Genomic DNA, 21103 nt, shown 5'->3' with positions numbered 1-21103 from the left:
CGGATACAAATCCAGCCATTCAAATTGTGGTAAATGATGGACACTGGATTGCGAATGAAAATGGATGGACAACAGTTAGCCGTTATGAAATTCCTGTAATTAGTGATTCATCCTCTACATCAGAAAGTGTGAGTGGGTCTGAATCTATTTCACAATCAGAAATTGTAAGTGACTCAGACTCGAAAAGTGATTCAAAAAGCTTATCCGATTCTAGCTTTGAATCACAATCTGATTCGGATTCAATTTCAAAGTCGGAATCTGTATCTGAATCATTGTCAGAGAACCCTTTCTGAGTCAAGCTCAGAATCAATATCTGACTCCCAGTCGATTTCTAGCTCTGAATCTACTTCAGAAACCCTTTCTGAATCAAGCTCAGAATCAATATCTGACTCCCAGTCGATTTCTAGTTCTGAATCTTTATCAGAAACCCTTTCTGAGTCAAGCTCAGAATCAACATCTGATTCACAATCAATTTCTGGTTCTGAATCTACTTCTGAATCAGAAGTTATAAGTGAATCTGAGAGTGTTTCAAACTCTGTGAGTGATTCTCTTTCAGTATCTATGAGTGAGTCAGAAAGTGTCTCAAATTCATTAAGCGGCTCTCAATCTGTATCCATAAGTGAGTCTAATCGAAATTCAAATAGCGAATCTGTTTCGGTATCTTTAAGTGGCTCAGTGGAAGATTCAGAGAGTGATTCTGCCAGTCATTCACTATCAGTAAGTGAATCTAATCGAAATTCCAGCAGTGATTCTGCAAGTGTTTCGAATTCTACAAGCGACTCAAACCGCGCTTCTAATTCGGAATCTTCTTCACTTTCAACTTCCATGAGTGATTCACAATCAGAATCAACATCAATTTCCGATTCTCAAAGTGTTTCGCTATCTGATTCAATCCGCGATTCAAATTCAAATTCAAGCAGTAGTTCAGAATCTCTCTCAGACTCGATTCGAGATTCTTTATCAGAGTCTGTCTCAACTTCAGGATCAATAAGTGACTCAGCTTCAGTCTCAACTTCTATATCTACATCGCAAAGCACGTCACTTTCAGACTCAAAACGTGAGTCAGTTTCGGAATCTGCATCAGAGTCATTGGCATCAAATTCAGAGACGAATTCAGCCAGTGAGTCAGCATCAGAGTCTGGTTCAACTTCAGTTTCTCAGTCGATTTCCGATTCTATTTCTTCATCAGAGTCGGGCAAAGGCTCAATTTCTGATTCGATTTCAGAGAGTCTTTCTGTAAGCGGATCTATTTCAACATCAGATTCAGATCATGATTCTGTAAGTGAGTCAGTATCAGATTCTCACTCACTTTCAGTTTCAGAATCGATATCTGATTCTGTATCTTCCTCGGAATCAGGACAAGGTTCAATATCTGATTCAGCTTCAGAAAGTACATCGGTGAGTGAATCACTCTCAAATTCTGAGTCAGAACGTCAGTCTTCATCAGATTCAAGTTCTGAATCAAACTCGACATCCGTGTCCAACTCAGTAAGTGATTCAGAATCGATTTCAAGCTCTCTTTCACATTCAGAACCTATTGTGTCTGGATCAGAATCTGATTCTTCAAGCCAGTCAACTTCAAGCTCAGAATCGACTCGCGATTCACAGAGCGAATCTTCAAGTCTTTCTGACTCAATCAGTGCATCGTTATCAGACTCAATTAGTGATTCTGCTTCGAATTCATCCTCACATTCAGAATCAACGCAAGACTCAAACTCCGATTCAGTGAGCGGATCTGTCTCTACGTCTGATTCGAATCGTGAGTCAGCAAGTGAGTCAAGCTCAGAATCAGGCTCTATTAGCCTATCAATTTCAGAATCAATTTCAGAGTCTACTTCAATAAGTAGCTCAACTTCCGAATCAACGCGTGAGTCTGAATCCGATTCCTCAAGCACGTCACATTCACTTTCAGTTTCAGAGCAGGAATCAAGTTCAGATTCAGCAAGTGAATCAAGTAAAAATTCAAGTAGCGATTCATCTTCTGATAGTAGCTCGCTCTCAGAGTCAAGTCGTGAGTCAAGTTCAGAATCCAGCAGTCTCTCAACTTCGCTTTCAGATTCAAATCGGGAGTCACTCTCAGATTCAGTATCTGATTCTCGTTCGCTTAGTGAGTCGACTTCCGTCTCAGACTCAGCATCTAATTCTCATAAAGATTCGCAATCAGATTTGAATCGCGAATCAACATCTGACTCAAACAGTCATTCGGCCTCAGTTTCAGATTCAAATCGAGAATCAAGCTCAGAGTCAAGCTCAGACTCACAGTCACAAAGTGAAGAAGTATCACAGTCAGAATCATTGTCAGCTTCAGTTAGCGAATCACTTTCTGACTCAAACCGTAATTCTATATCGGACTCAATAAGCGAATCGACTTCAATTTCGACTTCGGAACGTCCATCAATTTCTGAGTCTGTATCAGAATCGCTTTCGACAAGTACCTCAACAAGTGATTCAATTTCAACTTCGGTATCAGTATCAAGCTCAGAAAGTACATCACTTTCCGAGTCAAGTCGTGATTCCTCTTCAGATTCAGCCTCAGAATCACTTAATTCTAATTCGAATACAAATTCGGCATCAGAATCAAGCTCAGAATCAGCTTCAATTTCGACTTCGAACTCAGTCTCTGATTCTGTTTCGTCTTCAGAATCTGGACGAAATTCAAGTTCCGACTCAAGTTCAGAGAGCAGCTCAATTTCAAATTCTGCCTCAATATCTGATTCAGAGAGAAATTCACAAAGTGATTCTGAGTCAGTTTCAAGTTCTACCTCTGACTCTGTTTCAGCTTCAATTTCTGACTCAAGCTCAGATTCTGGACGAAATTCAAACTCCGAGTCAAGCTCCGAAAGCAGTTCAGTCTCAGAATCAATTTCTCAATCTGATTCAGAACGTGTTTCGACAAGCGATTCTAGCTCTGACTCAAGCTCCAACTCGACTTCAGTTTCAGCTTCTGAGTCACTCTCGGCTTCTGAATCGGGACGTGAGTCAAGCTCGACTTCAGCTTCAGAAAGCACTTCATTAAGCGACTCATCATCACTTTCAGAATCAGGCAACAATTCATCTTCTGAATCTAACTCTATATCTGGATCAACTTCAACGTCACAATCAGTAAGTGAATCTGAATCAGCCTCAAGTTCAAACTCTCATTCTGACTCTTTAGAATCAGGTTCTGAGTCGGACTCTCTAAGCGCTTCAAGTTCATTGTCTGATTCAAACCATGAGTCTAATAGTGAATCTGCATCACATTCGTCCTCAATAAGCGAATCTAATTCGGTCTCAGTCAGTGAGTCGCTAAGTGATTCCATTTCTAATTCAGGATCAATAGAAGAATCAGTTTCTGACTCTACATCAGATTCTCTTTCCCTTTCAGGTTCGGAAAGAGAATCAACGAGTGATTCAGCAAGCCTTTCAACATCTACAAGCGAGTCTATATCACAATCAATAAGTGAATCAAGTTCGATTTCATCTTCATTATCAGAGTCGAGTCGTGATTCTCGTTCAGAAAGCCAATTTGCCTCTGATTCACAATCAGTATCAAGTCGTGAATCAACAAGCGATTCAAGCAGTGACTCTCTTTCAACAAGTGATTCCCTTTCAACCTCAGTAAGCACATCTGTTTCGGAATCAATTTCGCATTCAACTTCAAGTCGAGAATCAAGTTCAGAATCAGCAAGTCTTTCAACTTCACTGTCAGCTTCGGAACGTGACTCTTCAAGTGATTCAGCGAGTGAGTCAAGCAAAGCCTCAAGTTCAGAATCAGCTTCAGAAAGTCTTTCACTGTCAGAATCTGGACGTCAGTCAAACTCAGAATCAGCTTCAGTTTCAAGTTCTATGAGTGACTCTGCTTCACTGTCTGGTTCAGTTTCCGTTTCAATCAGTGCTTCAACGTCAAACTCAAGTAGAGAATCAAATAGTGACTCCGCCTCAGCTTCCGTTTCATCATCAGAGTCAAGTCGTGAATCACTTTCAGATTCGAACTCGTCTTCAACATCTGTAAGCAATTCTCTCTCTGATTCATTGTCAGTTTCTGGTTCAGCTTCAGATTCTCTTTCAACTTCTGAGTGGGCTTCTATGAGTGATTCAAACCCCGTTTCTGGATCTTTGTCGGAATCAAGTCGTGAATCACTTTCAGAATCAAGTTCTCTCTCAACTTCAATAAGTGACTCTATATCTGAGTCAAGTAAAAACTCAGCTTCAGAAAGTACTTCACGTTCAGAATCAACAAGAGATTCATTATCAGATTCTGCATCAAACTCACTTGAGTCTAATTCTGATCAAAACTCAGCGAGCGAGTCAAGTTCCGCTTCAGGTTCTCTTTCAGCTTCCGTTTCAAGCTCAGAGTCAAGCTCAAGTTCAGAATCAAGTAAAGCTTCAAATTCAGACTCCGCTTCAGAAAGTCTTTCAAATAGTGTTTCAGAATCACTTTCAAACTCAGCACAAGAGTCAAGCAGCGAATCAGTGTCAGGATCACTTTCGGTTTCTGAATCAATTTCAGGTTCTATTTCTAACTCTGTTTCAAATTCAAACCTTAATTCTGATTCAGAGTCGGTTTCAAACAGTACTTCATTGAGTGAATCAGGCTCAAGCTCAGAGTCAGAGCTGGTTTCTACCAGTGATTCAGCTTCAGCATCAACTTCTGTATCAGAATCGCAGTCTGTTTCAAACTCAAGCTCAAGTTCAGAATCAAGTAAAGCTTCAAGTTCAGACTCCGCTTCAGAAAGTAACTCTGTCAGCAACTCGCTTTCTGTTTCAGATTCAGAACGTAATTCTGACTCAGAGTCAATTTCCGCTTCCGTTTCAAACTCTATATCTCAATCTGAGAGTCTATCTGTTTCTGTTTCAACTTCAGATTCAAACTCTGAGCCTGTCGAATCTGGTTCAGACTCCGATTCGCTTAGCGCTTCAAGCTCGCTTTCAGAATCAAGACGCGTTTCATCAAGTGAATCTTCAAGTCTTTCAGCATCGTTGAGTACATCACTTTCGACATCAGGAAGTCTTTCAGATTCAAACTCTGCCTCAAGCTCAGATTCGAGTCGTGAGTCATTGTCAGATTCTTCAAGTCTTTCTGCCTCGACTTCAGAATCAAGTCGTAATTCAGAAAGTAACTCAGCATCGCTATCTACTTCAACAAGTAGTTCACTTTCAACATCAATGAGTGATTCAAGCTCGCTCTCCGATTCGTTGTCAGCTTCGATAAGTCTATCTCTATCAGTATCTGACTCTTCAAGTCACTCAATCTCAGACTCTCTGTCAGATTCTGCACGTGATTCAATAAGCGAGTCGGTGAGTGATTCAAGCTCAGCAAGTGATTCAACTTCGAATTCTCTTAGTGAATCAATTTCGGACTCTGTTTCAGTTTCTAACTCAAGTCGTGATTCTATCTCAGATTCTGCCAGTCTTTCGACATCTGTTTCAGACTCAGCTCGTACTTCTCTGAGTGAGTCGGCAAGTGAGTCAAGCAAGCATTCAAGTAGCGAATCAGCTTCTGAGAGTACTTCGCTTTCTGTTTCAGGCCGTGATTCGATGTCAGAATCTATTTCTGAAAGTAGCTCTCTTTCAGACTCAAGTCGTGATTCTCAATCTCTATCAAATTCAACATCAAGCTCGATGAGTGTTTCACAATCCGAGTCAAGAAGTAGTTCTAGCTCTGAGAGCAGTTCTCTTTCAGAATCAAGTCGTGATTCGCTCAGTGATTCTGTATCAGTTTCACAATCGTTGTCTGACTCAGCACGTGAATCTCATTCTGAAAGCATTTCAGTATCAAGCTCAATTAGTGAATCGCTTTCTGATTCGCGTAATGATTCAAGCTCAGAAAGCACTTCAAGCTCAGACTCAACACGTGATTCAATTTCTGACTCAAGTTCAGATTCTCTGACTTCTAATTCTGATACAAACTCTATGAGTGAATCCAGCTCAACATCAGGGTCTCACTCAACTTCAATTTCAAGCTCAGAGTCTAGCTCAAGCTCAGAGTCTGGAAAAGCTTCAAGTTCAGAATCGGTATCTGAAAGCAGTTCAAATAGTCACTCAGACTCCCAGTCTGTATCTAGTCGTGATTCAGAAAGTGAGTCAAGCTCGGTTTCTGCATCTAACTCAGATTCCCAGTCTGTTTCTGAGTCAATCTCAATTTCGGACTCAGGACGCATTTCAAGTTCAGAATCTGTGTCTGAAAGTGTTTCAAATAGTTTATCTGGATCACAGTCAGATTCATCACGTCAATCCGATTCCGACTCATCATCTGAATCCAGCTCAACCTCACTTTCTCAGTCTGTGAGTGAGTCAACTTCGGTATCACAATCATTGTCTCATTCTGAACCTCTTGAGTCAGGATCAGAATCTGATTCATTGAGCATTTCAACGTCTATGTCAGATTCGAACCGAACTTCAAATAGTGAATCAAGTAGTACGTCAGCCTCAGTAAGTCATTCACAATCACAGTCTAATAGCATTTCAGCCTCAGAGTCTGTTTCAACATCAAACTCTTCTCGTGAATCTGTTTCTGACTCAGTGAGTGCTTCAAGCAGTACGTCAGCTTCAGATCGCGATTCAAACAGTGCTTCAACGAGTGCATCTGTTTCTGTAAGTAAATCTGTGTCTGAATCAATAAGTGATTCGACATCAGTTTCAACATCAGTTTCAACATCAGTTTCAGCTTCGAGTCGCGACTCTCTCTCTGATTCAGCAAGTGCTTCAACATCAACGTCAGCCTCAGAACGTGATTCAGGTAGCCTTTCTGCAAGTGAATCAAGCAAACTTTCAAGCAGCGAATCAGCTTCTGAAAGTACTTCACTTTCTATTTCCAGTCGTGAATCAGCTTCAGATTCAAGTTCAGAGAGTAGCTCAAGCTCAGATTCTAGCCGTCAATCAGCTTCCGAGTCTGCTTCACTTTCCGCATCAATGAGTCTATCGACATCAAGTTCAGTCTCTGAGTCAAGTTCAGAAAGTCGTTCGCTTTCAGATTCAGCGCGTGAGTCTGTGAGTGCATCAGAATCAATTTCTGAATCGCTCTCTTATTCAAGTCGTGAATCAACTTCTGAAAGTCTCTCAACATCAAGTTCCGTAAGTGAATCTCTTTCAGGCTCTAGTAATGCTTCCAGCTCAGAAAGTACTTCAGCTTCAACTTCAACACTTGAATCAAGCAGTGAGTCAGTATCACATTCAACCTCTGGTTCACAGTCAGATTCAGTATCTGCCTCACTTTCAGCTTCAGAATCTATAAGTGGTTCACAATCACTTTCAGGTTCACAAAGTGAATCTAGCAGTCAATCAGGCTCTGTATCTGAGTCCGTAAATAATTCTCAAAGTGATTCAGTATCTGTTTCCTTATCAACATCGAGCTCAGAGCAAGAATCTCTTTCTGATTCGGTATCAACATCAGTATCAATCAGTGATTCACTTTCGACATCTTTATCCTTGTCAAGTTCAGAGAGCCTATCTGCATCAAATTCGAACCGTAACTCTACTTCGGAGTCAGCTTCAGAATCATTAGCTTCAAATTCTAATACTAACTCTGCAAGTAATTCGGCTTCAGGTTCTGCCTCACACTCAGTATCTACATCAGCCTCAGAATCACTATCTATTTCGGGTTCAGAGCAAGCTTCAAGCTCGGACTCAGTATCTGAAAGTGTATCTGTGAGTGGATCTGTATCCTCCTCAGCATCGGAAAGAGACTCTTTAAGTGAATCTGTCTCAGAATCCCTATCAGGCTCAAGTTCAGCTTCAATATCAGAATCAGTATCCTCGTCGGATTCAAGTAGAACTTCAAGTTCAGAATCAGCTTCAGATAGTTTGTCAATAAGTGAATCAATCGTTCACTCAACTTCAGAACGTGATTCGTTGAGTGAGTCAATCTCAACTTCAGTGTCAACCTCAGCTTCCTTATCTGTCTCAGATTCGGCATCAGCTTCAGAATCAGGGAAGGTATCAAGTTCAGAGTCTTCATCTGAAAGTAGCTCAAATAGTATGTCGGGCTCAATTTCTGATTCACAACGTGAATCACAGAGTGATTCAATTTCAGATTCTATCTCTATGTCTGGTTCGACATCAGTTTCAGAATCAACCTCAGCATCTCTTTCAGGAGAGCTCTCAAGTTCAGAGTCTTCATCTGAAAGCAGTTCAAATAGTCTATCCGTATCTCAGTCAGATTCTGACCGTGGATCAGAGTCAGCATCGAGCTCAACTTCAACATCAAGTTCAGATTCTCAATCCGTGAGCGAGTCAACTTCAGTATCACATTCACTTTCGCAGTCTGAACCAGTAGAGTCAGGTTCAGCTTCAGATTCGTTAAGTGATTCGACATCAGTCTCTGATTCAAACCGAAACTCGCTCAGTGAGTCTGTGAGTCATTCCGTTTCAACAAGTGATTCCGCATCATCTTCATTGAGTGATTCAGTCTCTGTTTCAGATTCACTCTCTGCTTCAGGACGTGAGTCAATGTCTGAGTCTGCCAGCCTCTCGACATCTATTTCAGCATCAGAGCGAGATTCTCTCAGCGATTCAGTGAGTGAGTCTGGTTCAACAAGTGCTTCGCTGTCGGTATCCACAAGTGATTCAGTCTCTGTTTCAGATTCACTCTCTGCTTCAGGACGTGAGTCAATGTCTGAGTCTGCCAGCCTTTCGACATCTATTTCAGCATCAGAGCGAGATTCTCTCAGCGATTCAGTGAGTGAGTCTGGTTCAACAAGTGCTTCGTTGTCGGTATCTACAAGTGATTCAGTCTCACTTTCATCATCAAGCTCTGAATCAAGTCGCGATTCCGTCAGTGAGTCTGCCAGTCTTTCAACATCTGTTTCAGCATCAGAGCGAGATTCTCTCAGCGATTCAGTGAGTGAGTCTGGTTCAGCAAGTGCTTCGTTGTCGGTATCCACAAGTGATTCAGTCTCACTTTCATCATCAAGTTCGGAGTCAAGTCGTGATTCCATAAGTGATTCAGCAAGTGATTCAACTTCGATATCAACTTCAAATAGAGAGTCTGTTTCAGAATCAGCATCAGAAAGTGGCTCAACATCGCTATCACTAAGTGATTCAGTCTCACTTTCAAACCTCATCATCAATGTCTGAATCAGCATCTGTATCAACAAGTGAATCAATTTCCGCATCACTAAGTGCTTCTGAATCAACATCATTAGCATCTAGAAATTCAGAACACATGAGCACTTTGCCACATACTGGTGATAAGGACTCTATTGGCTTAGGTGTTTTAGGCTTAGGATTAATAGGTGCCGCAGCTCTAGGTAAGAAGAAAAAGAAAAAAGCTTAAGAACAAATAACAAAAATATTTAGAAAGGAATAAAATAAAGTAAAAAAGCAAGTACTAAGGTATTTGCTTTTTAGTTTATATTTGATGTAAAACAAAAGAATTTGACTTTTTAATATATTATGTTTCAATAGTAGAGAGCTTTATAATTTAGCTTATGTAAAATAAGAGGAGTAAAAACAGATGGTTGAAAAGATGCTAAATTGGGTGGCAAGTTTGCCACTCTGGCAAGCCACCTTGTTCTTGTTTATTGTTGTTTTCTTTAGAGCACAGATGACATTTGGTCTAGGAAAACTCATTCATATGGGAATATTGAAGACAAAATGGGGGAAAAAGGCAGAGAAATCCGAAGAAAATCGAGCAGGAATGCTTGCTCTTCAAAAATATGGATGGCCTGTTATACCTTTGAGTTTCTTGACAGTTGGTTTTCAAACTGTGGTGCAGCTTGCTGCTGGTATGTTAGATTGGAAATGGAGCAAGTACACACTGGTCGCTCTTCCAGGCTATTTAGCGTGGGGCTTTGTCTACGCTGCAGGAGGACTAACCTTATTCCGCTCGATTGCTAATGGCTCAATTGGCTTATTGATTCTTTTTGTTATTATCGTATTGTTACTTTGGAGTGTTGGGACATTTTTAGTGAAAAAACTTAAGCCTAATACATAACACAAGGGACTTGTTCATATTTCATTTTTTTTTTAAATATGGATTCAATATAAAAAACACAACCTTAGTTGTGTTTATTTTTGTTTAAAATTAAAAATTTGTGCTTTATCGGCTTTATATTCTGTTAAAGCATGTGCAGCATCTCGTTTTTCTTCAATCATGCTGACATATTTGGCAGGAGCTTGAAACTTGCTGAAGTCTTCTTTGTCAAGAACGAGTGTTTTTTTCGTCATACTTGATTCACCTAAGACAACATATTCCGTTGTAGCAGCAGTAAAACTTTGTCCTTTTTCATCTTCGATATTTTTTACTTGTGTATCAGCGGTCCATAAAGCAGGAGTTTTCGAAAGCGAGGTAATATGTTTGAATTTGAATTCGTCCCCTTTTTTGCTGACTGCGTTGACAGCTTTTGCCTGAATCAATTTTTCAGCAGATGTCGCATCTAATACCAAAGTATCTGTTTCAGCGACATATTTTCCTTCAACAGTGATGTTATTTTTTATGTAAGATTGGTTGTCTTTTAAGCTTTGATCAAGTTCTTTTTTGTCTGAACTATAAAGAATGATGCCATGAACAGGCTGGTGGAATAAAGAGATAACTTTACTAACGGCAAAGTAGCCTCCTGCGATAAACAAGATGAGTGCTGGAATAATCCAAAGTTTCTTTGTCAATGTAGTGTTGTCCTTTTCTAAAGTTTTTTTATTTCTTTATTTATTTTATCAAGGAATTATGACTCAAAAACTTACTCTTCTGTAAGATAAAAAATAAAAGCACTTGTGTGCTTTTTATTTTTGGATAAGATTCTCAATAAGCATTGAGCTTTCTTCAATCGAACGTTTACTGACATCAATTGTCTCTATGCCTAAGTGCTCAAAGAGTGTATCGGCATATGCCAACTCTTCAAGAATACGTTTTTCATCAGAATACATGGATTTTGTTTTAAGTCCGAGCGTTTGCTCCCGGTAGCTTCGTATATTACTTAAGCTTTCAGAAGTACTGGTTAAGCCAATAATCTTATGCGGATTCACTTTATAAAGTTCTTTAGCCACTTCAACCTCCGGAATAATCGGGAGATTTGCTACCTTGTAACCTTTGTTGGCCAAGTACATACTCAGTGGGGTTTTCGAAGTTCGAGAGACACCAAGAAGCACAATATCAGCATTTAAAAAACCTTTAGGATCTTTCCCATCGTCATATTTCACCGCAAATTCGATAGCAGCGACCCGATTAAAATAGGCTTGATTTAACCGATGCACACTGCCGGACTCTTGTGTAGGTTGCTCACCTGAACGTTTTTCAATAAGTTGCATGAGCGGCGACATAAAGTCCACATAGGCCAAATCATGTGTATCTGAAAATTTTTGGACACAATCTACTAAAGACTTATCAACGAGAGTGATAGCGACAAGGGCATTTTCTTTTTTGGCATCATTCAAAATTTCTAATAGTGAATCTTTATCATTGGTAAAAGGATAAAGTTGAACATCTGATAAATCAACAGTCGGAAATTGTGCCACAACAGCAGAAATAATTTTTTTTGCTGTTTCACCGACAGAGTCAGTGATGAGATAAATTTTTATATTTTGCATTTTGTCCCCTTAATCTTCGCTTTGCATTTCGTTTCCTGTTTGGATGAAAGCTTTCATGATGTGTTTAATGGATATTTTACCGATTATTTTTTTCGAGTCTGCTTTTTCAAGCACAGGTAAACTATCTACTTCGTATCGAGAAAGAATATTCCCAGCTTCTAGTAAAGTCTTATCGGCGGTTATAGTATGGATATTAGGCATACGTGTCATTATTACAGCAACAGGAGTTTTTTCTAGATTATTGCCACTTATAGCGAACCGAAGAAGGTCTTTACGAGAAAGAAGTCCAGCTAAATCGCCATTTTCATTTTTGACATAGATACTGCCAATATCATAGAGAAAAAGACTTGTCGCAGCATCGTAAACAGACATATCTTGTGCAACAATCAGGGGTGAAGTCATAAAGTCAGCCACTTTTTTTGAGTAGCAACTTTCAATATAAAGAGTCTGCATTTTTTGCCCAGTATAGAAATAGCCAACCTTTGGCTTTGCATCAAGTAACCCTGTCATGGTAAGAATAGACAGATCGTTCCTTAAAGTTGCACGGCTTAAGCCTAAAGTTTGAGCAATTTTTTCACCACTGATGGGCTGTTCCGCTTTTACGATATTAATTATTTCAGTTTGTCGAGTTGTTAATTTCAAGTGTCACTCCTTAATAAATAGGACATACTATATATTATATGTGTTTTATCTTTTTAAATCAACTAATTAAAAGGGATGGTTGCCACATGTAATGTTAACGAGCTAAAAAGAATGCGATTACAAAAAACTTGACAACGAATATGACATACTATATAATGTGTTTATTCACCAAATAGTATGTCATATATAAAGGAGACGCGAATGTCACAAGCAAAAAAACGTGTTTATAACTTTACAGAAGGTTCAAAAGAACAAAAGGATCTCTTAGGAGGAAAAGGAGCAAATCTTGCAGAGATGACTGGGATTGGTTTACCAGTACCCAAAGGATTTACCATTACTACAGAAGCTTGCTTAGAGTATCTGGACTCGAAAAAATTATTGCCTGAGTTGGTTAAGGAAATAGAAGAACATATTGCTAGGCTAGAAAACGAAACTGGAAAGAAATTTGCAGATGAGGAAAATCCGCTATTAGTTTCGGTCAGAAGTGGCTCAAAATTTTCAATGCCGGGCATGATGGATACTATTTTGAATTTAGGCTTGAATCATCAAAGCGTTGAAATCTTTGCTCACAAGACTGAAAATCCTGTGTTTGCTTATGATTGCTATCGTCGTTTAATCCAAATGTTTGGCGATGTGGTTAAAGGGGTTGATAAAAATATTTTTGAAGAAGCACTAACGCTATATAAAGCGACCCAAGGTTACAGTTCTGATATTGAGATGAAAGCGGAAGATTGGCAGGAGATTATTCAACAATTTACCACAATCTATCTGAAAGAAGTTGGTGAAAACTTCCCTCAAGATCCCTCCAAACAACTTTATGCGGCTGTAGAAGCGGTGTTTACTTCTTGGAATAATCCGCGTGCTGTAACTTACCGCCGGATCCATGAAATCTCTGATAAACTTGGAACAGCCGTTAATATCCAAGAAATGGTTTTTGGAAATACTGGAGGGAATAGCGGTACAGGTGTTGCCTTTACACGCAATCCTGCAACAGGGGAAGCTGGTGTTTTTGGCGAATTTTTGTTGAATGCGCAAGGAGAAGATGTTGTTGCAGGGATTCGGACACCACGTCCAATACAAGAGTTGAAACAAGAACAGCCCACGATTTATATGCAATTTGAGAAAATATGCCATCAGTTGGAAGCTCATTATCAAGATATGCAAGATATCGAGTTCACCATAGAAGAGGGAAAACTCTTCATTCTTCAAACACGTAATGGCAAACGAACAGCAAAGGCTGCCTTTAAAATTGCAACGCAAATGGCAGAAGATGGCGTAATAAGTAAGGAGGAGAGTCTGAAACGCTTAACACCTTCAATGATTACCCAGCTGCTTCATCCAGTATTTGATGAACAAATGTTGGCGAAGAATCAAGCTGTAGCGAAAGGATTACCTGCAAGTCCTGGTGCAGCCTCTGGGAGAGTTTATTTCCATGCAGAAGATGCGCAAAAAGCACACGAGGCTGGGCAAAAAGTTATCCTTCTGAGAACAGAAACTTCACCAGAAGATATTGAAGGCATGGTTGTGAGTGAGGCTATTGTCACTTCTCGTGGAGGAATGACCTCTCATGCTGCCGTCGTAGCACGAGGAATGGGAGTGTGCTGCGTGGTTGGATGCGAACAATTAACGATTAATGAAAAGCTCAAACAAGTATACGACGGTACACACACTATAAACGAAGGTGATTTACTCTCAGTAGATGGAACAACAGGAAAAATCTACCGCGGGGAAATTAAACTCGATAAGACGCAAGATTTGGAGCTTTTAGTAAAAGTACTCAGATGGGCCTCTCAAATAGGCAATATGCAGGTAAGAGCAAATGCTGAAACAGTTGAAGATATTAGAGCTGCACTGGATTTTGGTGCAAGCGGAATTGGTTTGGCACGTACAGAACATATGTTCTTTGGGAAAGAACGAATTTTGGAAATGCGTAAAATGTTTCTCTCAGAAGATCAACTGCAGCGTAAGCAATCCCTTGAAACACTCAAAGAATTCCAGAAAAAGGATTTTGCTGAAATTTTGAGTCTGACGGAAGGAATGCCATGTACGATTCGCCTTTTAGATCCGCCACTTCACGAATTTATGCCCAAAACTAAGGAAGAATATGAGCAAGTGGCTGAAGCGTGTGGACAAACGGTTGACTTTATTATGCAAAGAGGTAAAGATCTTGAAGAGTTCAATCCGATGCTGGGGCATCGTGGTTGTCGTTTAGCCATCACCTATCCCGAAATATATGAAATGCAGGTTGAAGCAATAATGGAAGCTGCTTTGGAACTCGCTAAAACAGGAAAGCAAGTCAAACCAGAGATTATGATTCCTTTAGTTGCTGAAGAAAAAGAATTGTCTTATTTTAAAAAGATGTTAGAAGACAAAATCCAAGATGTCTTTGAAAAACACCAGCTGAAAATTGCCTATAAAATCGGCGCAATGCTTGAAATTCCAAGAGCTTGTTTGACGGCAGATCAGCTTGCGACATCAGCACAGTTCTTTAGCTTTGGTACCAATGACCTGACACAGCTGACCTATGGCTTTTCTCGGGATGATTCGGTCAAATTTTTGCCCGATTATGTTGAAAAAGGTATTTTAGAAGATGATCCCTTTCAACATTTGGATCAGAAAGGAGTGGGCAGTTTGATGAAAACGGCAATAGAGCTTGTCAAACCACAACATAAAGATATCAATTTTGGGGTATGTGGCGAAGTAGGAGGTGATCCAGACTCTGTTGCTTTCCTTCAAAAAATCGGTTTGGATTATGTGTCATGTTCGCCATATCGAGTTCCAGCAGTTCTTCTTACTGTTGCACAGATGAGTATTAAGTAAGAGAATGTAAAAAACCTTCGACGATAAGCGAAGGTTTTTATTATTTTAAATCTCCCCAAAGGTTGAGCATCACGGTTCCAATGATAAGGACTAAAATGGCTGAACATTGGAGGAACAGGCTGAGTTGAGAAGTTTCGTGATTTGAAATTAAAAGCCGAACGATAGAAGCAACCGCGATATAGATATATTTCTTGATTGTTGGGTGATCATTATCGGAGAGATAGTGAATAATGAGTTCTAAGAATTCCAAAAAGAGGAAAAAGGTTAAGATACGGTCAATAATATCGTAGAAACTGTAATCAATAAATCCTGTAGTAAATGAGGAGAGAAGAACCCAAATCTCTTTAAACATAAGAAAGGCAATGACCAGTCCAAGTAAACTTAAACAGACTTTTATAATGACATTAAAAGTTTTTGATAAAAAATTAAATTGAATCAAATGAGAACCTCCCTGATTAGTCGTGTAATTTTATAATTCTAGTATAGCACAGAAACATCAGCTTTGAGGAGAGATTAGACTTGAAAAAATGAATTGAATATTTGAAAATAAGAAAAGTCTTATTAAAAAGATACATTTTCTTATCACATTATCTCAATGTATAAATTATCCCTATCGGAATTCCAGCGTTTCTAAATTGTTTTTTACCTTAGACTGTGGGATAATCAATGTAAAAGAAGAAGGTGCATTTTAGAGCAAGTCACCATCTGTTTACTTTATAGAAAAGAGAAAATACTATGATTAATCTTTGTAATATGCTTTATGTTTCGGATGTCCCAACGCACGCAGAATTTTGGGCGAAAGTTGGCTTGAAAGAACTTCGTCGCCAAGGTTCAGGCTCGCAAGAAACGGTGATTTTCGCAGTGGATGCGGATGCTCCAAGCGCACGTATTCAATTATGGAATCTTGACTTTATTCGTCAAAATTCACCAGAAGTAGCAGATATGAAAGGCTCAATGCTTTTTACTGTGGATGACTTAGAGGAATGGCACACGCGTGTCTCTAAAGCAACGAACACAGCAAGCGCAATCAATGATTTCCAAGGTATGGTGAACTTTAATTTCCAAGATCCTGATGGAAATTATTATGCATTTGCGCAGACTGAATTACCAGAATGATGGTTATAGAAAAACCCCTAACAAGGGGGCTTTTTTTATGAATAAATTATATAGGAAAAGGACATGTGTCCTTTTCTCAAGAAACTTTAACTGATACAATTATAATATAAAGCGCTATCATAAAAAGGACATGAGATATAAGGTGTTCATTATTCATAAGGGATAAGGATATAAAAAACCTTATTTTCAATTTGAATGATTCATAACTCATATCTTTTGTTTATCTTAAAGTCTAGAGGAGGCTTTCACAATGAAAAGAGGAATTAAATATGATTTCACTCTTATTGCATTATTACTCATTCCTGTTGGTGTTTCAATCAATGTGGTAGGTTACCAACTGTCAACAATTTTGAAACTTCCAGTTTTTATCGATATGATTGGTACTCTTATGGTATCAATCATTGCAGGCCCTTGGGTTGGAGCTTTAACAGGTTTTTTAGGAAATGCTGTTAGCGGAATGCTGAATCCTATCTCCATTGCTTATGGGATGGTTGCCTTAGCAGTTGGTTTAATTTCAGGATTTTTATCAAAATGGAAATTTTACAAAAATCCTATAGGAATTATTTTTGCTATTTCTATTTTAACAGTTGTTTCTGCAACCTCTGCAGCTGTTGTTACAGTATTTATGTTTGGTGGTATTACAGGTGCTGGAACAGATCTTTTAACAGCTGCATTCTTAACAACGGGACGTGCGCTTTGGGATTCTGTCATTACGACAAATATTATTACCGGTGGAATTAATACAGTTCTTAACTTTACGATTGGCTTTTTAATTGTAAAAAAGATTCCAGACAGATTTTTGGTAAAGTTAAATTATGGAGCACCCTATGTGCGTAAGGGAGAAAAAAATTATGAATAAACTCTATCCTTCTACAAAATTTGCTTTTGTTGCCTTGGTCATCATTATCTCCATGTTTGCACCTGGTTATTACCTTCAATATAGTCTCTTCATTTTTATCTTGTTGCTTTCCTTACTCTCGAGAAAATTTATTCCCTTTCTTTCAATTTTCTTTAAATCCATCTTCTGGGGATTGGCTTTTATTTTCATTTTCCAAGTATTAATTATTCGCAATCCGGATTCACAACGTTTATGGTGGATATTTGCCTACTCTAAAATGGGGCTGGAAAGCAGTCTGTTAATGACCTCTAAAATTGCGGCTATCAGTAGTGCAATTATTTACTTCTTTCAAGTAACGGAAGTCAAGGATATTAATCATGCGATGGAGAAGTCTGGGGTTCCTAAAAAAGTTACTTTTGTCATTGCTTCAACCATTCAGCTAATTCCACAGATGTCCAACCTTTCGAAAACTATTTCAGATGCACAGCGCTCGCGCGGCATTGAAACCGAAGGAAGCATCATTGTACGAATGAAATCCTTTTTCCCGATGATTGCGCCGCTCGTCCTTTCTTCAATCCAACAAACAGAAGAAAGGGTGCTAACATTAGAATCACGTGCTTTTTCATCCAAACGTAAGAAAACAGCTTTTTACAAATTGGATAAAACAAAGGCTGATTATTTTCTTACACTGCTTTTTTTAATCATTCTCGCTGGATTTATTATTTGGAGGAACAGATAAAATGAATATTCTATCATTAAAAAATATAAGTTATACTTATCCTTTAGAAAAGGAAGGCACGATTCAAGATTTCTCCTTTGATTTTCAAGGAGGTAAAGTTTACGGTTTGGTTGGCGCAAATGATTCAGGGAAAACAACGTTGTGTAATATTATTCGTGGCTTTATTCCCTCTTTTTATCGTGGAGAATTAAAGGGTGAAGTGCTCTTGAAAGGAAAAGAACTTCAGACTTATGATGAAGGAGAGCTTGCTTCAATTATTGGCTATTCTTTCCAGAATCCCTTCACACAAATTTCCGGAGTCAAGGAAAGAGTAGATGAAGAGATTGCCTACGGTATGGAAAATTTAGGAATACCAAGAGAAATCATGTTGGAAAAAGTAGAAGCATTACTTAAGCCCTTTAAACTAGAGCTACTCCGAGACAAAAATCCTTTTGAGTTATCGGAGGACAGAAACAGCGTGTAGCCTTAGCTTCTATTGTGGGTCTTGATCCCGAAATCATCATTTTGGATGAGCCAACTTCACAGTTTGATCCACAAAGTACGGAAGATATTTTTGAAATCATCAGCTTCTTAAAGGAGCAAGGGAAAACCATCATTTTAGTGGAGCATAAAGCAGATTTATTAGCTGAATATTGTGATGATATTCTTGTGATGAGTCAAGGGAAATTGGTTTTATCGGGTGATTTAAAAAAAGTTTTTTCAAGTGAAAAAGTTTTAGAGTATGGGGGACAATTGCCACAAGTTACTCTATTTTTCTTAGCAGCAGCAAAAAGTAAAAGAATTTCAAAACAAGATATGCTTCCTTTGAATATCGAAGAAGCTTATCAAAAATTGAGAAAGGAAGACCAGTGAGATGTCTTATTTAGAATTAAAAAATGTATCTTACAGCTATCCAAATGGATTTGAAGCAATTAAAAATGTTGATTTGAGCTTTGAACGCGGTGAACCTGTCGCAATTATTGGACAAAATGGTGCAGGAAAAACGACAACAGTTAAATTGATGAATGGTCTTCTGAAGCCGACTCAAGGTCATGTATATGTTGATGGAAAACTGACTCAAAATATGACAACCGCTCAAGTTTCTAAATTTGTTGGCTATGTCTTTCAGAATCCTGACGAGCAAATCTTTCAAGAAACGATTTATAAAGAAATTGCTTATGGCTTGATTTACCAAAAGTTAGCGCCACATATAGTAAAGGAACGTGTTATTGCAGCAGCAAAACTTTGTCAGTTGGAGAGTGTACTTGAGGAACATCCTTATAATTTACCTTATTCAAAACGAAAATTTGTTACGATTGCATCTATTATTGCGCTTGATACAGAAGTTATTATTTTAGATGAACCAACGGCAGGTCAAGACCGTCTCTCTATTGATTTACTGGGTGAGATTATTCAGTATCTCCAAAGTCAGAATAAGACGGTCATCACCATAACACACGATATGGAATTTGTGGTTCAGCAGTTTATGCGCGTGATTGTTTTTGCCGATAAAATGAAACGCAAAGACAGTACGCCAGCAGAAGTTTTTCAGGATAAAGCTCTGCTCAATCTAGCTAGCTTGAAAGAACCTTACATACTGCAGTTGGCGAAAATGCTAGGACATGAGGGTGTCTTAACTATTGAAGAATTATTGATGAAGGAATTTAAATGAGAAAGATATTAATTGACTGTGATCCAGGACATGATGATGCCTTGGCCATCTTATGTGCTCTAGCCAATAAAGAAAAGTTAGAAATTTTAGGAATAACAACAGTTGGAGGTAATCAAACTCTTGAGAAAGTTACAATAAATGCTCAACATATACTAGCTTTTGCTCAAGCAGAAGTGCCTCTTGTTAAAGGGCAAAGTCAGCCACTTGTCAAAACTTTTCAACCAAGTGATGAGGCGCATGGAAAGTCAGGGATGGATGGCCCTTACTTTGAAAACTTAGTTTATCCGATTACCGGCGAGAATGCTGTACTATTTATGGCAGAAAAAATTCAAGCCAGTAAAGAAAAAGTAACACTCGTTGCTTTAGGACCATTGACGAATATTGCTTTACTACTTAAGACCTTTCCAGAAATCCATGAGAAAATAGAAGCGATTAGTTTGATGGGCGGAGGAATTAGAAATGGTAACGTCACATCTCTTGCTGAATTTAATATTTATGTTGATCCAGAAGCAGCACACATTGTTTATCATTCAGGGCTTCCCATCATAATGTCAGGTTTAGATGTGACCGAACAAGCAGAGATCAAAGTTGATGAGATTGGACTACTTCGAAATAAGGGAAAAATTAGTCATTTGGCTTATGAACTCCTAAGTTTTTATAACAAATCTGGACAACAGTTTGGCTTTGTGAACAGTCCAATACATGATTTATGCGCATTAGCTTATCTGATTAAACCAGAGATTTTTGCAGGAAACTACTATTTTGTAGATGTCAATACAAGTGATGGCATTGGTCGAGGGCAAACCTTTGCAGACAAACGTTTAGTATCGTCTCATAAAGCCAATGTGTTAGTCTTAGAAAATGTCGAACGAAAGCATTTTGTAGACCTGCTCATGACTGCTTTAGAAAGGCTAGATAGAGAAGTTATATGAAGAAGATTACTGTTTTAGGTTCCTGTGCTGTGGATTTAGTCGTGGGGAGTCCCAGGCATCCTTCTGTAGGAGAAACAATCATTGGTGATTATTTTAAAATGTTTGCGGGAGGTAAGGGATCAAATCAAGCAGTTGCAGCAGCAAGATTAGGTGCTGATGTCACTTTTTTAGGATGTGTGGGTCAAGATGACTTTGGTGATTTTATTTTAGATAATTTTAAGGCAAATAAAGTAAAAATTTCCCACGTAAAAAAGATAAAAGGCGTCTCAAGTGGTATTGCACAGATTGTCTTATCTGAAGGAGACAATAGTATTATTGTTATTAAAGGTGCCAATGCACATGTCACTAGAGAATATGTGCTAGAAAAAGCAGAAGTGATTGAAAAATCAGATATGGTTCTGGTTCAACAGGAAATAGCTGAGGAATCTGTTTTAGCATTGGCAAAAATTTGTAGGGAAAGTGGGGTTCCATTTATTTTAAATCCAGCACCTGCACGACTATTATCTAAAGAAATAAGTGAAGCAGCAATGCTGATTACCCCTAACGAACATGAAGTGAAAGATATTTTTCCGTCAGGAGATACGTCAGAATGGTTAAGAAACTATCCGAGAAAACTTTTGATAACGGAGGGTATAAAAGGAGTTCGTTATCATGATGGAATTCAGGAACGCATTATTCCAGCATATCAGGTTCAAGCGGTAGATACCACAGGAGCTGGTGACACATTTAATGGTGCATTGGCAGTTGCTCTAGCTGATGGAAAGAACCTTGAAACCAGTATTGATTTCGCAAACAAAGTAGCCTCGATTTCAGTAACTGAATTAGGAGCCCAAGCAGGTATGCCTTACTTGGAAAGCTTATGA

At 38.8% G+C, this 21103-nt stretch carries 16 protein-coding genes; 12 read left to right on the top strand and 4 right to left on the bottom strand.

Translation table 11 applies throughout. The annotated features are described in order from the left end of the window. The first annotated feature begins 168 nt into the window (after positions 1 to 168). The 3 genes from J0J35_RS04050 (at position 169) to J0J35_RS04040 (ending at position 9913) form a co-directional block, all read left to right on the top strand. A complete protein-coding gene (locus J0J35_RS04050; RefSeq protein WP_206917903.1) occupies positions 169 to 9054 on the top strand; it encodes a hypothetical protein in 8886 nt (2961 codons plus the stop codon). After that, a complete protein-coding gene (locus J0J35_RS04045) occupies positions 9047 to 9253 on the top strand; it encodes an LPXTG cell wall anchor domain-containing protein (RefSeq protein ID WP_086582692.1) in 207 nt (68 codons plus the stop codon). The genes J0J35_RS04050 and J0J35_RS04045 overlap by 8 nt, the downstream gene beginning before the upstream one ends. A gap of 180 nt (positions 9254 to 9433) precedes the next feature. Next, entirely contained in the window at positions 9434 to 9913 is a 480-nt protein-coding gene (locus J0J35_RS04040) for a VTT domain-containing protein (protein ID WP_061413032.1), read from the top strand. Positions 9914 to 9987: 74 nt separating this feature from the next. On the opposite strand, the gene J0J35_RS04035 is transcribed toward J0J35_RS04040, so the two are convergent. The 3 genes from J0J35_RS04035 to J0J35_RS04025 form a co-directional block, all read right to left on the bottom strand. Continuing rightward, positions 9988 to 10584, bottom strand: a complete 597-nt coding sequence (locus J0J35_RS04035) for a lipoprotein BA_5634 family protein (protein WP_019294045.1) — start codon at positions 10582 to 10584, stop codon at positions 9988 to 9990. Positions 10585 to 10698: 114 nt separating this feature from the next. Beyond that, entirely contained in the window at positions 10699 to 11502 is an 804-nt protein-coding gene (locus tag J0J35_RS04030) for a pyruvate, water dikinase regulatory protein (protein WP_206917902.1), read from the bottom strand. Between the two features lie 9 nt (positions 11503 to 11511). Further along, the gene (locus J0J35_RS04025; protein ID WP_206917901.1) at positions 11512 to 12144 is read right to left on the bottom strand and encodes a helix-turn-helix transcriptional regulator; all 633 of its coding nucleotides are present in this window, start codon (positions 12142 to 12144) and stop codon (positions 11512 to 11514) included. A gap of 201 nt (positions 12145 to 12345) precedes the next feature. On the opposite strand from J0J35_RS04025, the gene ppdK reads away from it, so the two are divergent. Next, complete coding sequence (gene ppdK, locus J0J35_RS04020; protein WP_206917900.1) at positions 12346 to 14964, top strand: pyruvate, phosphate dikinase; 2619 nt, start codon at positions 12346 to 12348, stop codon at positions 14962 to 14964. 40 nt (positions 14965 to 15004) lie between these two features. Here the strand turns inward: ppdK and J0J35_RS04015 are convergent, their stop codons facing one another. Beyond that, positions 15005 to 15403, bottom strand: a complete 399-nt coding sequence (locus tag J0J35_RS04015; protein ID WP_004257024.1) for a phosphate-starvation-inducible PsiE family protein — start codon at positions 15401 to 15403, stop codon at positions 15005 to 15007. A 296-nt stretch (positions 15404 to 15699) separates the two neighbouring features. On the opposite strand from J0J35_RS04015, the gene J0J35_RS04010 reads away from it, so the two are divergent. The 8 genes from J0J35_RS04010 (at position 15700) to rbsK (ending at position 21103) form a co-directional block, all read left to right on the top strand. Next, positions 15700 to 16080, top strand: coding sequence for a VOC family protein (locus tag J0J35_RS04010; RefSeq protein WP_019294041.1), 381 nt, complete (start codon positions 15700 to 15702; stop codon positions 16078 to 16080). A gap of 250 nt (positions 16081 to 16330) precedes the next feature. Next, the gene (locus J0J35_RS04005) at positions 16331 to 16939 is read left to right on the top strand and encodes an ECF transporter S component (RefSeq protein WP_206917898.1); all 609 of its coding nucleotides are present in this window, start codon (positions 16331 to 16333) and stop codon (positions 16937 to 16939) included. Next, complete coding sequence (locus J0J35_RS04000) at positions 16932 to 17657, top strand: energy-coupling factor transporter transmembrane component T (protein ID WP_206917896.1); 726 nt, start codon at positions 16932 to 16934, stop codon at positions 17655 to 17657. The genes J0J35_RS04005 and J0J35_RS04000 overlap by 8 nt, the downstream gene beginning before the upstream one ends. 1 nt (position 17658) lies before the next feature. Further along, positions 17659 to 18120, top strand: a complete 462-nt coding sequence (locus J0J35_RS11605) for an ABC transporter ATP-binding protein (RefSeq protein ID WP_242534090.1) — start codon at positions 17659 to 17661, stop codon at positions 18118 to 18120. A 14-nt stretch (positions 18121 to 18134) separates the two neighbouring features. Then, on the top strand, positions 18135 to 18509 hold the full coding sequence (locus J0J35_RS11600) for a hypothetical protein (RefSeq protein ID WP_242534088.1): 375 nt from the start codon (positions 18135 to 18137) through the stop codon (positions 18507 to 18509). A gap of 1 nt (position 18510) precedes the next feature. After that, positions 18511 to 19308, top strand: a complete 798-nt coding sequence (locus tag J0J35_RS03990) for an energy-coupling factor ABC transporter ATP-binding protein (RefSeq protein WP_206917893.1) — start codon at positions 18511 to 18513, stop codon at positions 19306 to 19308. Next, positions 19305 to 20240: a nucleoside hydrolase gene (locus tag J0J35_RS03985; protein ID WP_206917892.1), complete on the top strand. Its 936-nt coding sequence runs from the start codon at positions 19305 to 19307 to the stop codon at positions 20238 to 20240. Before J0J35_RS03990 ends, J0J35_RS03985 begins: the two co-directional genes overlap by 4 nt. Continuing rightward, positions 20237 to 21103 (top strand): ribokinase, encoded by an 867-nt coding sequence (gene rbsK / locus J0J35_RS03980; RefSeq protein WP_206917888.1) that lies wholly within the window; start codon positions 20237 to 20239, stop codon positions 21101 to 21103. The genes J0J35_RS03985 and rbsK overlap by 4 nt, the downstream gene beginning before the upstream one ends.

This window comes from Lactococcus sp. LG606 (assembly GCF_017309645.1).
Lineage (GTDB): Bacteria > Bacillota > Bacilli > Lactobacillales > Streptococcaceae > Lactococcus > Lactococcus petauri.
Note: the sequence above shows the minus strand (reverse complement) of the source record. Positions and strands in the feature narration are given on the sequence as shown.

Excerpts from the sequence above, each read along its gene's own strand:
- J0J35_RS04045 (WP_086582692.1), top strand. The coding sequence starts at position 9,047 with ATGTCTGAATCAGCATCTGTATCAACAAGTGAATCAATTTCCGCATCA.
- J0J35_RS04040 (WP_061413032.1), top strand. The coding sequence starts at position 9,434 with ATGGTTGAAAAGATGCTAAATTGGGTGGCAAGTTTGCCACTCTGGCAA.
- J0J35_RS04030 (WP_206917902.1), bottom strand. The coding sequence starts at position 11,502 with ATGCAAAATATAAAAATTTATCTCATCACTGACTCTGTCGGTGAAACA.
- ppdK (WP_206917900.1), top strand. The coding sequence starts at position 12,346 with ATGTCACAAGCAAAAAAACGTGTTTATAACTTTACAGAAGGTTCAAAA.
- J0J35_RS04010 (WP_019294041.1), top strand. The coding sequence starts at position 15,700 with ATGATTAATCTTTGTAATATGCTTTATGTTTCGGATGTCCCAACGCAC.
- J0J35_RS04005 (WP_206917898.1), top strand. The coding sequence starts at position 16,331 with ATGAAAAGAGGAATTAAATATGATTTCACTCTTATTGCATTATTACTC.
- J0J35_RS04000 (WP_206917896.1), top strand. The coding sequence starts at position 16,932 with ATGAATAAACTCTATCCTTCTACAAAATTTGCTTTTGTTGCCTTGGTC.
- J0J35_RS11605 (WP_242534090.1), top strand. The coding sequence starts at position 17,659 with ATGAATATTCTATCATTAAAAAATATAAGTTATACTTATCCTTTAGAA.
- J0J35_RS03990 (WP_206917893.1), top strand. The coding sequence starts at position 18,511 with ATGTCTTATTTAGAATTAAAAAATGTATCTTACAGCTATCCAAATGGA.
- J0J35_RS03985 (WP_206917892.1), top strand. The coding sequence starts at position 19,305 with ATGAGAAAGATATTAATTGACTGTGATCCAGGACATGATGATGCCTTG.
- rbsK (WP_206917888.1), top strand. The coding sequence starts at position 20,237 with ATGAAGAAGATTACTGTTTTAGGTTCCTGTGCTGTGGATTTAGTCGTG.